The sequence below is a fragment of the Microbacterium wangyouchuni genome (assembly GCF_051546305.1).
Lineage (GTDB): Bacteria > Actinomycetota > Actinomycetes > Actinomycetales > Microbacteriaceae > Microbacterium.
This window is the reverse complement of sequence record NZ_JBPTMA010000001.1, coordinates 552,034-567,018: the sequence shown is the minus strand read 5'-3', so window position 1 is coordinate 567,018 and position 14,985 is coordinate 552,034. Positions and strand designations below refer to the sequence as shown.

Here is a 14,985-nt window from a genome sequence, read left to right as displayed (position 1 = left end):
CGAATTCTTCGCGTGATCAGCGCCAGGTAAAGGGCTCTGAGTAGCGGTCAAGCTCCTGGATGTAAACGCGGATTGTGTTGCCGGGGTTGCCGTAGAAGCAGCTCAACTGGACGGTTCCGTTCGCCGGAACATTCTTCGTCATTCCGCCGAAACGAGGCCTTCCACCGTCATCGCAATACAGCGCATAGTTGCCGGAGCTACGGAAGTTCTTGGTGGTGAGCGTGACGTAGGCGCACGAATAGGTCGAGCACTCGGCTCGGTTGACAGGGTCGCCCTTGCCGGCTGTGAGCACCTCAGCCGGGGGCGGCGGTGGCGGCGGCTTGGGGGCAGTGTTGGCCACTGCCGAGGCGATCGGTGCGACATTGCCCAGCGAATCAGTCACGCGGACCGTAATGTCGTGGGTCTGGTCGTAGTCGTTACCCGCATCGCGGGTTCCGGTCTTACCGACATTGAGCTGCCACGCGCCGCCGTTAATGCTGATATCGACCTGGATCGGCCGGCCGTTCCCGGAGCCGTTGGCATTCCACGACAGCGTCACCTTCTGCGCGTGGCCGACAGCGTCGGCGGTGGGCGCGAATGGTGTGCCGTACGGGACCGCCGATGCGGAACCGGATGCCGCTCCCGCGTATGTGCTTCCGCCCACGGTCGCAACCCCACGCACCTGCACCGCGTAGGTGGTGCCGTTGGTCAGGCCGCCGATGCGCGTGCCATCCCAGTTGCGCTGCCACGCGCCGCTGTTCAGGCGGTACTCATAGACGATCTCGTCGGCGCGGGCGCCGTTGCGAGGACCGGGAGTGAATGCGACGTCAATGAACTTGTCGCCGGGAGCCGCGGTGACAGCGGTCGGTGCGCCCGGGGCGATGACGCCGCGGCGTTCGACCGAGGGGTCGCTCCACTCGCCCCAGCCGGCCTTGTTCTGTGCGCGGATCCGGTAGGTGTACCCGGACTCGGAGGTGTCCACTGTGGCTGCGAAACTGGTCGTCCCTGCGGCCACATCGTGGGTTCTCACAACGGTCGATCCGCGGCGGATTTCCAACTGGTATCCGTCGATGCCATCACCGTTGTTAGCGGGCGCGACCCAGTTGATCTGCATCTGCGCCTGGTCGCCCACCGAGGTGAGCTCGGCCGTGGTCGGCTGTGCTGGTTTCATCGGAGGCCCGGCGGGGATCACCGATGCCGACCAGCCGCTCCAACTCGACGGCTCGGGCGCCTGGTTGTGCGCTCGCACCTTCACCTCATAGTCAGCGCCGTTCTCCAGCCCCTCCCAGACGACGGAGTTGCCGGTGACGACCTTCTGCACGATTCCGGACGGCGGTGCGGGCGAAATCTCCAGCGTGAAACTGTCCACCGGCGACCCCGGTGTCGTCGGCGTCTTCCACGCCACCTTCAGCGAGCGGTCGCCGAAGACCAGCGTCGGCGGGTTCGGAGTGTCCGGGCGCGCATCAGGTCGCGCGATCTCGGAGCTCTGCGACGGCTCCGACTCTCCGACCCGGTTCGTCGCGGTGACCTCGAAGGCGTATTCGACGTTGTTGGTGAGCCCCGAAAGCGTGCACGTCGTGGACGTGCACTCCTTCGTGTACGGGCTGCCCGTGACCGATTTCACCGTGTAGTGATCGATCTCTGCGCCGTTGTTCGACGGGGCGGAGTACGACAGCACCACGGTGCGATCCTGCACGCTCGTTACGACCGGGATCCCCGGGGCATCCGGAACGCCCTGGACCGTCAGCACGATCTGGCCATCGGCCTCGCGGTCGGGATCTTTGGTCGCATCCTGGATGCGATAACTCACAACCATGGTTCCGACGAAGTTGGCATCCGGGGTGACCTCGACGCGGTCGTCCTTGATAGCGATTGCCCCCTCGCCCGATTCCCGCTCGATCCGCACCACCTTCAGCGGCGTCTCCGGGAAGGGGTTGAAGTCGTTCTCGAGCACGGGAACAGAGATCATCTCGCCCTGATCCGCCCGCGTGAACGTGTCCGTGTTGGCTGCAGGCATAGGCCTGGTCGACGCCGAAACCGTCACCGAGACGGAACCCTCGATCGGGTCGGTCTCGCCGTCTGTGATGCGCAGCGGCAGGGTCAGCGCGGTTCCCTTATCGGCGTCGGTCGATGCCTCGACCGACAGAACGCTGCCTTCGATGCTCGCCGATACACCGTCGCCCGGGTTGCGCACAAGTGTGTAGTCGTGGGTGTCGTCTTCATCCGGGTCAGTCGTGAGCGCGGCGAGATCGACCGTTACCGCTTCTTCTCCCGGCGCCACGGTGACGGTGGCCCCGGTGAATGTCGGCGGTTCATTCGCCGGCGGCAGCACGGTGACGGGAATCGACAGTGTTGCCTTGCGACCGTTCGGATCGTCCACGCTCGTTCCGTCTGTGACCTCGAACATCAGAACGTCCTGGCCGAAGTACCGCTCGGCGGACGTGTAGACGAGAGTGTGCGCGTCCTGCACCAGATCGGCGCCGTTGGAATGGATCGCGCTCACTTTGGCGTGCTCAGTGATCATCACTCTGCCGCCGCCAGCGACGGTGACGTAGTCCGCGAGCGGTACGATCTTCGTCTCGCCGCTGACAACCTCGATCGGCTCCACAGCAGGGTTCAGGTCGGGTCGCAGGTCCTTCGACGCAGGAACAAAGATGAATGCCGATGTCTGCAGGTCGTCACGATCGGTGATCGTGTAGCGGATGAGCTGGAGGGTCTCGCCGACCGTGACGCGCACCTTGCCGTCGTCGAGCAGCGTGGCTCCCGCGCCGACGGCGAGTTCCAGTTCTTCGACCGTGCCGTCCGGATCCTCATCGTTGGCGAGGACGTCGAGATCGGCGGTCAGCTGATCCTCCTCGAGGTCCGTGAGCTGCACCCGATCATCTGCTGCGATCGGCGGCAGCAGCGGCACGTCCTCATTGACCGTGATGCTCAGTACCGCAGATGCCGTGGCACCGCGGGAGTCCTGGATCGTGTACTGCAACGACGTCTCCAGGGGACGATCCGGCACCTGGACCAGCACACGGTCCCCCGACACCCGCGCCGATAAGCCCTCGATGTCGGGCAGCTGCAGCCCGTCTTCGACCAGCGCGACCTGGTCACCTTCCGGATCGGAGTCGTTCTCCGTGACCGGTACCGCCACTTCGCGTCCGGGTCGCACGACGACAGCGTCCTTCACCGCGAAGGGTGCCTGGTTCATCTGCTCGGGCGGGGCGATACCGACACGGATCGTAGCGACGCCTTCCTTGCCGAGGCGGTCACGCACGCGGTAGGTGAAGGTGTCGGCTCCGGTGGACGTGTCGAGTGCCTCATAGGTGATGTAGTCCGCTGCGACATCGACAATACGCCCCTTGGTGGGGTTGGTCGCCGGACCCATGAGCTCGACCGAGTCGCCGTCCTCGTCGATGCCGTGCAACGGAATCGGGATGTGCACCGTACTGCCGCTGAGAGTTCGCGCCACGACATCGCGGGGGCGCGGGGCGGCGTTGGTCTCGACATCCACCGGGAGGATCTGGATGGTGATGTATCCGGCTGCTTTGTTCTGATGGGAGTCGACCACTTCATAGGTCGCGTAGACGGTCTTCGGCTCATCGCCGGCGCGGAACCGGACGGTGTCCTGCGACACGAACGCTTCGCCGTCCTCCGGGTCGATGAGCGGATCGATGAGGTCCGGGGAGACGTGCATGGCGTCGTCGCTGGGGTGCGTGTCGTTGTCGAGAACCGGGATGGTGACGACGTCACCGGCGCGCACCTGCACGCTGTCGTCGTTCGCGACCGGCGCGAGGATCTCCTCTGGCGCGGGGATCGGGATGACGATGACTTCACCCTCGGCCGTTTTCGAGCCGTTCGATATGCGATAGGTGACGCGGACCTGATCCTGCAGCGTGCCCTGGTCGGTGATCCGCAGCATTTCGTGGTTCAGCACCGAAACCGAGATGCCGCTGCTCGGCTCCACGGAGACCGACTGCACGACGAGGATGCCGCCGGCCGGGTCGGAGTCGTTGTTGAGCACGCCGATGAGCGCATCGCCGCCGGTCGGCAGCAGTGCGACATCTCGCACCGCGACCGGGGGCAGGTCGGTCTCTTCGGCATCAACCACGTCGATGCGTACGAGCCCCTTGCCGCCCTTCGCGCCGGCGGTGACGAGGTACTGCACGTAGTAGACACCGGTTTTATCTGCCGAGAACGTGAAGGTCTTGTTGTCGAAGTCGGGAAGGATCGTCGTGCCGGGCACCTCCAACACGCGTGCGAGCCGAAGCGGTTCGCGGCTGGTGCTGGTGTCGTTCGCGAGGGGCGCGACGGTGACCTGCTCACCGATTGGCGTCACCACGTGATCGGCGTTCGTCTTCGGATCCGTCGATCCGGGAGGCCGCACATCGAGGATGATCGTGCTGGTGGCGGTCTTCTGCTGACCGTCGGCGACGATCACCTGGATCTCTTTACGACCCTGTGGACTCGCGACAGCGCGATAGGTGATCTGGCCGTCCGTGGTGAAGTCGACCTCATCGCCCTCGGCAGGAACGACATCCTTCAGATAGATGTCGTCGCCGTCAGGATCGATCCAGTCCGGAAGGATGTTGTACGACAGCGTGCCGCCGCTCTCCACGGCGAGCGTGGTCTGCCGTTTCGGTTTCGGTGCGCCGTTCTTGGTCGAATCATGAACGCTCAGGGTGACGGTCGCGGTGTCTTTTCCGCCGCGGCCGTCATCGACTTCGTAGGCGAAGGAGGCTGAGCCCGACGCGTTCTCGTCGACCGCGATCTGCAGCGCACCGCCGTTCTGGATCTGCTGCACGGTGCCGATAGAGGGCTGGTCCTGGATGAGGGATGCCACCAGGACGTCGCCGTCCGAGTCGTTGTCGTTGTCGAGCACCGGCAGCAGCGCGGTACCGCCAGGACGCACGCCGTAGGAGTCGTCTTCGGCGACCGGAACGGTGTTGATCTCGGTGCGCTCGGGCAGCGTCGTCTCGACGGTCTCCTCAGTGGATTCCTCATCCTCTTCGGTATCGCCCTCCGGAGGCGTGAGGTCACTCCAGTTGTCGATGCGCTGGAGGCTCTCGTCTGCGAGCCAGGCTGCGCCGCCGATGGCGTCGTTGAGCACGATGACGTCGCGGTTCACGCGGAAGGTGAGACTGGCGGACTCGGTGCCCTCCGGGATATCGGCGAGCACGTCGCTGCCGTCACCGGGGCACTCGCGGATGAACTTCCCCGATGCCGCCCACGCGCCGTAGACGCAGCCGCGCAGTGAAACCGGGACTGCCGGAGCGCCCTGCGCTCCGGTGCTGGTCCGCTGCAGTTCACTGCCATCCAGGGGAACACTCAACAGTTCCGACGTTGTCGCGATGGCCACAGCATCCGTCTGTGCTGATGCCATCTGCAGCACGGCGCCGTCTGCGCGCTCGATCTCGGTGCGGAACCCGCCGGGAGTCATCACGGCGCCCTCAGCGGCATCAAGTACCACCGGTGTGCTGCCGACCGCGGTGATGCTCGGCGTGACGGATGTGCCGATCTCGCCGACGGATTCAACGGTCGGTTCCAGCGGCGCACCCTCGTTGTCGACGGGCACGGTGACGACCTCACCGCGTTTGCCGGACAGCCCGAACACGGTGCCGTCCTGGGCGACCGCGACGTCGGCGTTCGGGCCGAGCTCGACGAGCGGTTCGCTGCCGCGGATCTCCAGCCCGGCGATGCCGGCAACCGGCACGACCCACAGATCGCCGGACTTCTGATCAAGAATCGCAGCGGTGTCGTGGCCGAGTGCGACCTTTGCATCCGCGGGCAGGGTCGTGCTGTCGCCGAGTGAAACTCGGGCCGGGTCGACCGAGGTGAGCGCGGAGTCGCCTGAGTCGACGACGAGTACGGTCTCCTCGTCCTGCAGGATGTCGAACTGCTCACCGCTGTTGCGCAGGCCGCCGTCGAGGACCGTCGACTCGTGGTTGAAATGGCCGACGAGCAGGCTGGAGGTTTTGGTGATCCAGACGCCGCCGTCGTTCAGGTCGACTTTGGTGGTGGGATTGCCGTCATAGACGAAGGCGAGTGTGCCGATGGCGACGACCGCGGCCGTGACCGCTGACACGGAGGCAGCTGTCTTCGGTTTCGCGCGCAACCATGACAGCGCCTTCATAGTCAGTATTCCCCCCGGTGTACTTGATAGGTCGTTCGGCCACAGCGGGCCCCGACACACCGGTACATCCTAACTGCCGTTTCTCCGGGCACAGGCGGGGAGAACTGCCCATCGTCACTGAGCGCGCCAGCACCCTTCGACGTGATCATCGACCATTCCGGACGACTGCATGAGGGCGTACATCGTGGTCGCGCCGACGAATCGGAAACCGCGCTTGCGGAGCGTCTTGCTCATCTCGGTCGACTCAGCAGTGATCGCCGGGACGTCGGCGAATGAGCGCGGGCGGATGCCCACGGCCGGGGCGAACGACCACATCAGGTCATCGAGTTCGCCCGGTTCCATGTCGGTCACCAGCCGCGCGTTGCCGATCGTCGCGAGAATCTTGGCGCGGTTGCGGATGATTCCAGCATCCGCCATCAAGCGTTCCACATCGTCGTCGTCGTAGGCGGCGACGACGGCCGGCTCGAACCCGTGGAACACCTCGCGAAACCGCGGGCGTTTCCGCAGGATGGTGATCCAGCTCAGGCCCGCCTGGAACCCCTCCAGCGCCATCTTCTCGAACAGGGCGCGGTCACCGTGCAGGGCGAAGCCCCATTCCTCATCGTGGTACCGCGCATATTCGGCATCCACCCCGACCCACGCGCAGCGCGCACGGCCGTCAGTTCCGGTGAGAAGAGAGGTCATGAGACCAGGGTATGGCGGGCCTCCGACGCCGTCAGCCCTTCGCCTTCTTCTTCATCGCCTTCTCCGAGATCGGGGCTGTGCCGGATGCTTCGAGATCGGCGTAGTACGCCCGCGCCTCATCCTGGCGCTGCTGCTCGATACCGCTCGCGATCGGTGCGCGCACGTGCTCGGGCTCGTAGCCGAATGCTCCGACCAGGTCGAGCGCGTGCGGACGAAGCCGCAGGCACAGCCGGTCGTTGTAGCTCGACACGGCGGCCGCGCGCTGCGTCGAGAGCCGGCCGTTGATGATGTGCCAGGCGAGGTGCTTCTCGATCAGTTGCAGACCGAACAGGTCACGCAACCACGTCAGCACCTGTTGGGTGTCCTCGTCGGGGATGCTGTTCACGGCATCCGTGAAGGCCTCCCACTGCAGCAGCTCGCCGTGCGCACGCGCCGCTTCGATGAGGTCTGCCTGATTCTCGTTGAAGAGCTTCTCGCCGAGGACCCTGTCCTTGCCCGCCGGGCGCAGGCGTCCGGCGATGTCCGCGACCATCTGCTGCACGCGGTCGGCGAGCAGTTCGTGCTGCTGGTCAGCGCGCAACCCGTTCTCCACCGAACGCGCGGTCGATCCGAAGTCGGCGATGTTCTGGCCGAAGCGGCGAAGGCCCGCGCCGTGGAACACCTTGCCCGCGGTGTGCCCGACCGCATACTTGGCGAGGGCGGCAGCATCCTTGTCCTTGAACTGCGCGGCGAAATCGGTGAGTAGCCGCTTGCCGGCCAGCTGCAACAGGATGTTGTTGTCGCCTTCGAACGTGACGTAGATGTCCAGGTCCTGCCGGAGGCCGACGAGACGGTTCTCGAACATGTACCCGGCACCGCCACAGGCTTCGCGGGCCTCCTGCAGGGTGTCCAGCGCATGCCAGGTCGACAGCGGCTTGAGCGCTGCGGCCAGCGTTTCGAGGTCTTCGCGGTCATCCGGGGTGTCGGTGCGGCCCGAGAAGACGCCGTCGAACTTCTGCAGGAACTCGTCGTGCGCGAAGATCTGCGCGTAGGTGGTAGCCAAGCGGGGCAGCAGGCGGCGCTGGTGCTTGCCGTAGTCGAGCAGCAGGACCTCCTGCCCGTCGGCGCCATCGAACTGGCGGCGCTGGGTCGCATACGTGATGGCGATGTGCAGGGCGAGGGCGGATGCCCACGACGCCGCGCCATCGAGCGAAACGCGGCCCTGCACCAGGGTGCCGAGCATCGTGAAGAAGCGGCGGCCGGGACTGTCGATCGGGCTCGTGTAAGTGCCGTCGACGGCGACGTCGCCGTACTTGTTGAGCAGGTTCGTACGCGGGATACGAACGTTGTCGAACGAGAGCCGGCCGTTGTCGATGCCGTTCAGCCCGCCCTTGAGCCCGTCGTCCTCACGGGTGATTCCGGGAAGATCGTTCCCGTCGTCGCCGCGCAGCGGCACGTAGAAGCAGTGCACGCCGTGGCTGACACCGTTCGTGATCAGTTGCGCGAAGACGGTGGCCGCGATGCCGTGCAGGGCGGCGTTGCCGAGGAACTCCTTCGTCGCTGCGCGGAACGGAGTGTTGATGACGAACTCTTCGGTCTCGGGATCGTAGGTGGCGGTCGTGCTGGCGGATGCCACGTCCGATCCGTGCCCGATCTCGGTCATCGCGAACGCGCCGGGGATGGACAGATCCATCACTCCGGGCAGCCACTTCCGGTGGTGTTCGTCCGTACCGAGCTGGTGGATCGCTGAGCCGAACAGCCCCCATTGCACGCCGGCCTTGATCTGCAGGCTCGGGTCGGCGGCGACGAGCTCTTCGAAGCCGGAGATGTTCGCGCCGTTGTTCTCTTCGCCGCCGAAAGCCTTCGGAAAAGCGCGGTGCACGGACTTGTTCTCGACGAGCAGGTGCAGCTGGCTGAGCACGCGCTCGCGGTGTTCGTCCTTGCCGAGATCATCGATGCGCCAGAAGGCCGGGTCCTTGATCATCTCGCGGGCGGTGCGGCGCGTATCGGCCCAGGTGCCCAGCAGCAGATCATTGACGCGCGCGACATCAATGCGCGGAGTGCCGTCTGCGGCGTCGGTGTTCTTCGAAGTGCGGACAGCGGCGTCGACCATGGTTTTCCCCTCAGAGAGAAGTAAGGATGCTTCAACCGTAGGAGTCCTCCAACGCTAACCCAAGCGGGCTGTGCAAGTCCTCCAACGACAACGCAGACTGTGCCCCGGTGCTGTTGTCACCAGGCCACAGTCTGCGTTGTTTCGGCGTGCTGTCGGCGCGCTGTGCCGGCGTGCTTAGAACGCTACGTCGATGGTGCCGTTGGACTCGATGACCTCGCGCACCTCATCGCTGGCGAATGCCGCCTTGAGCGCTGCGGTGGCTTCAGTGTCAGCATCCTCACCGCGCACGGCGACGTACAGCGCGAACCGGTCGTCGAGCTCGGTGATGAGCCCGTCATCTTCCGGATTCAGGCCCAGCGCCGAAATGTGCGAGGGCCACTGGTAGACGAGGTCGGCCTCTTCATAAGCGGCGTTGAGCGAACTGATCGGCACCTCGAGGAACTCAAGGTTCTTCGGGTTCTCGGCGATGTCATCGATCGTCGCCGCGTACGGGTCGACACCGCTTTCCAGGGTGATTACGTCGTTCGCGTCGAGGAGCTTGAGCGCACGACCGAGGTTCGAGGCGTCGTTCGGCACGGCCACGGTGGCGCCGTCGGGCAGGTCGGCGATGTCGGCGAGCGTCTTCGAGTAGAACGCGATGACGAAGTTGTAGACCGGCTGCACAGCGACGAGGGTTCCGTCGTTGCCGGCGTTGAACTCCTGCATGTACGGCTCGTGCTGCGAGAAGTTCGCGTATGCCTCTCCGTCGTTGACGATCGTGTTCGCGGTGACGTAGTCAGACACCTCGACGAGTTCGATCTCAAAGCCGTCATCGATCGCTTCGCCAGCAGCCTCGACGACGTCGGTCATCGGAGCAGTGACGGCCGCGACTTTGAGGATGGTGGGTTCGGCGGGTGCGGCATCCGTTTCGCCGGTTGTCGTTCCGGATGCTGTGCAGCCGGCGAGTGCGACGGTGAGGCCGAGGGTTGCGGCGAGGATGCCGAGGCGAGGAGCTCGCATGATTCCTTCTCTCTATATGAGGTGCGGTGCAGTGCGTGGTGGTGGGTGTTTCTCAGCGGTGGTCGAGGCGCTCGGAGGTGCGGTGGCCGACCGCTTGGATCGCGAGCACGCAGACGACGATGATCGCGATGGTGATGTACATGAGGGCGTCGTTGTACTCCTGGTAGCCGTAGCGCATGGCGAAGTCGCCGATGCCGCCGCCTCCGACGACGCCGAGCACGGTGGAGTACGACAGCAGGCTGATCGCGGCCGAGGTGAGTGCGTAGACCAGGCCCGAGCGCGCCTCCGGCAGCAGCACGCGCCAGACTGCTTGCGGGAGCGTGGCTCCCATGGCCACGGCGACGCGGGAGATGCCCGGCGGGATCTCCCGCAGGATCTGCTCGACCAGACGCGCGTAGATCGCGACAGCGACGAAGCACAGCGGCAGGGTTGCGGCTTGGGTGCCGAAGCTAGTGCCGATCACCGTGCGGGTGAAGGGGATGAGGAAGACCACCAGGAGCAGGAACGGAAAGGAGCGGACGATGTTGATGTACATGTTCGCCGTCGACCAGATTGGCCGGTTCTCGGCGATGCCGCCGCGCTGGGTGAGGAACACCAGCATCCCGAGCGGGAGTCCGAGCAGCACGGCCGCCGCGAGGGAGACGATCATCATGTATCCGGTCTCGGCGAGGGCTTCTGCAATGTCTTCGCCGTACTCGGCGAGCAGGTCAGTGAGCCAGGTCATCACATCAGCTCCCGCTTGACCTGCTCGTAATAGCTGGGCATCGCGTTCAGGTCGCTCTTGTTGACCGAGAAGAGTGCGCGCATGCGGCCGCGTTCGAGCAGCAGGGCGCGGTCGCAGATCGCTTTGACGACATCGAGGTCGTGCGAGATCACGACGATGGTCGTGCCGAGTTTTTCTCGGGCCGCGAGGAGCACTTTGAGCACTTCGGCGGTGGTGGCGGCATCCAGTGATGAGGTGGGCTCGTCGCACAGCAGCAGGGCCGGACGGGTGATGAGTGCGCGGGCGATGCCGACGCGCTGTTTCTCGCCGCCACTGAGTTGGGCGGGGAAATGGTCGGCGCGGTGGGTGAGTCCGACGAAGGCGAGCATCTCGTCGACGGCAGCACGTCGCTCGGCGCGGGTTGTTCGCGTCTTCGACATCGTGAAGGGCAGTTCGACATTCTGGCGCACCGTGCGACTGCTGAGCAGATGGATGCCTTGGAAGACGACGCCGACATCGCGGCGGAGTGCACGTAGTTCTCGGCGAGTGCGACCGGCGACCGGTGCGCCGTCGACGCGCACTTCTCCGCGTTCGGCGATGGTGAGGCCGTTGATGAGTTCGAGAAGGGTCGTCTTGCCCGCGCCGCTCTCGCCGATGACACCGAAGATCTCACCGCGTTTGATGGCGAAGGCGATGCTGTCGAGGGCCGGATGCTGGCCGCGCCGACCGTAGTCTTTGGTGACGTCGTCGAACTCGACGATCGTCGTGCTCGTTGATTCCATCGATGCCTGCCGCTTCCGTTGCTCGCGGCCCCATCGCCCAGAGTTGGTGTACTGCGTCCAACTATAGTTGAGATATGAGCATGAAGTACCGGACCGAGGCAATCAACCGTGACGGCGGCGATGGGGTCGCCCAGATTCCCGACGGGCTCACCGTGACCGTGTCATCGCCGCTGAATCCCGATCGTGATCCCGCTGGCACGAACCCCGAGCAGCTTCTCGCGCTCGCCTGGTCGACGTGCCTGAATGCTACGGCGCAGGCTGTTGTTGCTCGCCAGTCGCGCACTGCGGTGCGCGTCAAGGTCGAGCTGCATCACGCTTCAGAGGGGTCGGGCTACGAGTTCCACGTCGATGCGTTCCTGTCGGTGGAGGGCGCTTCGATGGAGGAGGCACAGCGCGTGATGGATGCCGCGCATGCCCGCTGCCCCGTGTCGAAGCTCATCGGCGGCGCGGCGACCGTCGCTGTGCACGCGGAGGAGTGGGCGGCAGTCGGTCGATGAACCGCTAACCGATCCCTGAGCTTGTCGAAGGGTCGCCCACCGCTACTTTTACCGGCTTGCCCGCCGGCATCCGGAGCCGCTCCTCCAAGAACTGCCCAACCCGCGTTGCGCGAAGCCACTGACCTGCCCATACCCACGTCGAATCGCGAATGAACAGCATGTCCAGCGCGATCATCGCGAGCGAGAACGGCCACAGGCCCAGCAGAACCGCGATCCCGAGGTGCATGAAGATCAGCGATACGAGAACGAATATGCGGGTCGGTCGCCACAGCAGGGCGAGCGGAAACAGCGTCTGCACCCACAGGGCGATGAAAGTCGCGATGTAGATGAGCAACGAGGACTGCCACAGCAGTTCGTTGATCGCCGGGTAGGCCATGAAGGCGTCGATGCGCAGGGCATAGAACAGCGCCGTTCCGCCGAGCCATTCCTCGCCCGTGAGCTTCCAGACACCGGAGACGACGTATACGACGATGATCTGGAAGCAGCACAGCACCAGCGCGGTGTTGTGCGCAGCGTTTGAGATGTAAGCAGGGATCCCCCAACGCCGGGGCGACGGCAACCCGGGGCGACGGCTGCGCCGTCTCGCGTCCAGCGAGTAGTGCTCGCTCAGGTTCGCGAACACCAGGAAGAGCAGGGTGATGCGATACAGGGTGTCACCGCCGTTGAGGACGAACCCGTTGTTCGACTGCAAAGAGACGATGAGGATCAACAATATAGGTGTGACGATGCGGGTGCGATATCCGATCGTGAAAAGCAGGATGAGGGCGATCAGTGCGAAGAAGACGATGTCGAACAGGATCGCGTTGTCTTTGGGCAGCAGCAGGTCGAACGTGAAGTATCCCCGACGCTTCGCTTCAGGATCGACCCAGAATGACGCAGCACCCCAGATCATCGACCGGTCGGCGATGCTCGGGACGACGGTGAAGAGCAGACCGACGCCGAACAGGATCCGCAGCACCGCAAAGCTGCGGAGATTGTGCTGCGCGCCGGTAAGCCACCGCAACCACCGGTCGAACAATTCACTCAGCTTCATCGGCTGCCCTCTCGAAGGCGGAGACCGCACCGTAGCGGCTAATGACCGCACTGTACTGCTCCAGCACATTCGGGTCGACGGTCAGGTTTGACTGGCGCCACCCGAAGGTGCGGATCGTCGGCGTAAACTGCCGCTCGTCATCGAAGCGATGTGTGAAGTCGTTTGGTCGCTCGGTGACGACCCGCCACTGCACGCGTTCGATATCTTCGCCAAAGCCAGCGGTCGCGTACATCGTGGCGTAGCGCATGAGCATGTAGTCGACGCGCAGGAACCGGACGACGTCGCCGTCATCCTCGCCGAGGTCTGCGATGAGATCCTCGACCGGGACCGGCCGGAATCCCCCGTCGTGGGCCTCAATAAAAGTGTCACGGACGCGCTCTTGCTGCTCGTCATCCAAGGCGAAGTAACGCTTCAGATAGGTATTCGAAGCGTTCCAGCCGTTCTTCTCGATTCGCGACGGGGCAACATTCCCCATGACGGTTCGCTGTTCGATGTCAGTGATCGAGACCCAGCCTGAGGTGACCAGTTCGCCATTCTCATCCTGCCACTGGGCACGGATCTCGAGGGTGCGGTTGCTCTTGAGGATGTTCGGAGCGAAGACACGCCAGTTCTGCGAGAAGTACGGGAATGCGACTGACTGGACCGCACTGCGTAGCGGGTTTCCACTGGGCGTGAAGATCAGTGCCGTCCCGGTTACGACCACGAAGACAATCAGCGTGGCGATGACTCCGGCCACTCGTGCGGATCTACTCAGCGTCGCCGGAGGCGAAGGCTTGCTATGCACCGAACTCCCTTGAGTTTTGGTTTGATGTTTGATTCAGCAGACGAGAACGCGGCTGGCGACCCGGAGTCCGGGCCGCCAGCCGTCGTTCATCCGATACGAGTGATCGTACCGGTCAGGCTCAGCTTGACGCCTGTGCCTTCTTGATCATCCGTCGGGACCCGACAACCGCCAGGGTTCCAGCAGCGATCAGCATCAGAGCCAGCGGAATAGCCGGGCCGGAATCAGAACCGGTGGCAGCCAGTCCCTTCGCCACAACCTTGAATCCGATGCTCACTGATCCCGAATCGGCACCCGTAAGGGTCACCGTGTGGTTACCGAGGTCAGTGCCAGCAGGAATCTTCCACGTGAACGTGACCGTTCCGGCCGCGTTGGCTGTCTGGGTTCCCAGCGCCAGCGGGTCGGAGTTCATGACACCAGTCACGACCTCGCCCGGCTCGAAGCCGGTACCAGTCGACGACTGCGTCTGCTCGCGCTCGATCACGGGGTTCGTGATTGTGATGCCGAGCTCGGCCGCGTCGGTGTCACCGTCGGTCGCGTCAGCGTCCGTTGCGTCAGCGTCCGTTGCGTCAGCATCGGTCGCGTCAGCGTCGGTTGCGTCAGCGTCGGTTGCGTCAGCGTCGGTTGCGTCAGCGTCGGTTGCGTCAGCGTCCGTGGCGTCAGCATCCGTTGCGTCAGCGTCCGTTGCGTCTGCATCGGTTGCGTCTGCATCCGTGGCGTCAGCGTCGGTCGCGTCAGCGTCGGTCGCGTCTGCGTCCGTGGCGTCAGCGTCGGTCGCGTCTGCATCGGTTGCGTCTGCATCCGTGGCGTCAGCGTCCGTGGCGTCAGCGTCAGTCGCGTCTGCATCGGTTGCGTCAGCGTCGGTCGCGTCAGCGTCCGTGGCGTCAGCATCCGTTGCGTCAGCGTCCGTGGCGTCAGCGTCGGTCGCGTCAGCGTCCGTTGCGTCAGCGTCAGTCGCGTCAGCATCCGTTGCGTCAGCATCCGTTGCGTCTGCATCGGTGGCGTCAGCGTCGGTCGCGTCAGCGTCGGTCGCGTCTGCGTCCGTGGCGTCAGCGTCGGTCGCGTCTGCATCGGTTGCGTCTGCATCCGTGGCGTCAGCGTCCGTGGCGTCAGCGTCAGTCGCGTCTGCATCGGTTGCGTCAGCGTCGGTCGCGTCAGCGTCCGTGGCGTCAGCATCCGTTGCGTCAGCGTCCGTTGCGTCAGCGTCGGTCGCGTCAGCGTCAGTTGCGTCAGCGTCAGTCGCGTCAGCATCCGTTGCGTCAGCATCCGTTGCGTCTGCATCGGTTGCGTCAGCGTCGGTCGCGTCAGCGTCCG

Annotated in this window: 9 protein-coding genes and 1 pseudogene; 1 reads left to right on the top strand and 9 read right to left on the bottom strand. The window is 64.7% G+C overall.

Annotation, left to right across the window (positions count from 1 at the left end):
- Positions 1-16 precede the first annotated feature (16 nt).
- From ACSS7Z_RS02755 to ACSS7Z_RS02730, 6 genes are all read right to left on the bottom strand, one after another.
- Positions 17-6,052 carry an Ig-like domain-containing protein gene (locus ACSS7Z_RS02755; protein ID WP_438252920.1) on the bottom strand — a complete coding sequence of 2,012 codons (6,036 nt, stop codon included), beginning with the start codon at positions 6,050-6,052 and terminating at the stop codon, positions 17-19.
- Positions 6,053-6,214: 162 nt separating this feature from the next.
- Positions 6,215-6,784 carry a DNA-3-methyladenine glycosylase I gene (locus ACSS7Z_RS02750; protein WP_438252918.1) on the bottom strand — a complete coding sequence of 190 codons (570 nt, stop codon included), beginning with the start codon at positions 6,782-6,784 and terminating at the stop codon, positions 6,215-6,217.
- Between the two features lie 31 nt (positions 6,785-6,815).
- A complete protein-coding gene (locus tag ACSS7Z_RS02745; protein ID WP_438252916.1) occupies positions 6,816-8,876 on the bottom strand; it encodes an acyl-CoA dehydrogenase family protein in 2,061 nt (686 codons plus the stop codon).
- A 174-nt stretch (positions 8,877-9,050) separates the two neighbouring features.
- A complete protein-coding gene (locus ACSS7Z_RS02740) occupies positions 9,051-9,875 on the bottom strand; it encodes a MetQ/NlpA family ABC transporter substrate-binding protein (protein WP_438252914.1) in 825 nt (274 codons plus the stop codon).
- Positions 9,876-9,927: 52 nt separating this feature from the next.
- Entirely contained in the window at positions 9,928-10,599 is a 672-nt protein-coding gene (locus tag ACSS7Z_RS02735; RefSeq protein WP_438252912.1) for a methionine ABC transporter permease, read from the bottom strand.
- Positions 10,599-11,360: a methionine ABC transporter ATP-binding protein gene (locus ACSS7Z_RS02730; RefSeq protein ID WP_438252910.1), complete on the bottom strand. Its 762-nt coding sequence runs from the start codon at positions 11,358-11,360 to the stop codon at positions 10,599-10,601. Before ACSS7Z_RS02730 ends, ACSS7Z_RS02735 begins: the two co-directional genes overlap by 1 nt.
- 74 nt (positions 11,361-11,434) lie before the next feature.
- Between ACSS7Z_RS02730 and ACSS7Z_RS02725 the strand changes: the two genes are divergently transcribed.
- Positions 11,435-11,857, top strand: coding sequence for an OsmC family protein (locus tag ACSS7Z_RS02725; RefSeq protein ID WP_438252909.1), 423 nt, complete (start codon positions 11,435-11,437; stop codon positions 11,855-11,857).
- 4 nt (positions 11,858-11,861) lie between these two features.
- Here the strand turns inward: ACSS7Z_RS02725 and ACSS7Z_RS02720 are convergent, their stop codons facing one another.
- The 3 genes and pseudogenes from ACSS7Z_RS02720 to ACSS7Z_RS02710 form a co-directional block, all read right to left on the bottom strand.
- On the bottom strand, positions 11,862-12,890 hold the full coding sequence (locus tag ACSS7Z_RS02720) for an HTTM domain-containing protein (RefSeq protein ID WP_438252907.1): 1,029 nt from the start codon (positions 12,888-12,890) through the stop codon (positions 11,862-11,864).
- On the bottom strand, positions 12,877-13,674 hold the full coding sequence (locus ACSS7Z_RS02715) for a DUF5819 family protein (protein ID WP_438252905.1): 798 nt from the start codon (positions 13,672-13,674) through the stop codon (positions 12,877-12,879). The genes ACSS7Z_RS02720 and ACSS7Z_RS02715 overlap by 14 nt, the downstream gene beginning before the upstream one ends.
- A gap of 118 nt (positions 13,675-13,792) precedes the next feature.
- Positions 13,793-14,985: pseudogene (locus tag ACSS7Z_RS02710) on the bottom strand (hypothetical protein); the annotation flags it as partial.

Coding starts and splice junctions, on each gene's coding strand:
- ACSS7Z_RS02745 (WP_438252916.1), bottom strand. CDS start 8,876: ATGGTCGACGCCGCTGTCCGCACTTCGAAGAACACCGACGCCGCAGAC.
- ACSS7Z_RS02735 (WP_438252912.1), bottom strand. CDS start 10,599: ATGACCTGGCTCACTGACCTGCTCGCCGAGTACGGCGAAGACATTGCA.
- ACSS7Z_RS02740 (WP_438252914.1), bottom strand. CDS start 9,875: ATGCGAGCTCCTCGCCTCGGCATCCTCGCCGCAACCCTCGGCCTCACC.
- ACSS7Z_RS02725 (WP_438252909.1), top strand. CDS start 11,435: ATGAGCATGAAGTACCGGACCGAGGCAATCAACCGTGACGGCGGCGAT.
- ACSS7Z_RS02750 (WP_438252918.1), bottom strand. CDS start 6,784: ATGACCTCTCTTCTCACCGGAACTGACGGCCGTGCGCGCTGCGCGTGG.
- ACSS7Z_RS02730 (WP_438252910.1), bottom strand. CDS start 11,360: ATGGAATCAACGAGCACGACGATCGTCGAGTTCGACGACGTCACCAAA.
- ACSS7Z_RS02720 (WP_438252907.1), bottom strand. CDS start 12,890: ATGAAGCTGAGTGAATTGTTCGACCGGTGGTTGCGGTGGCTTACCGGC.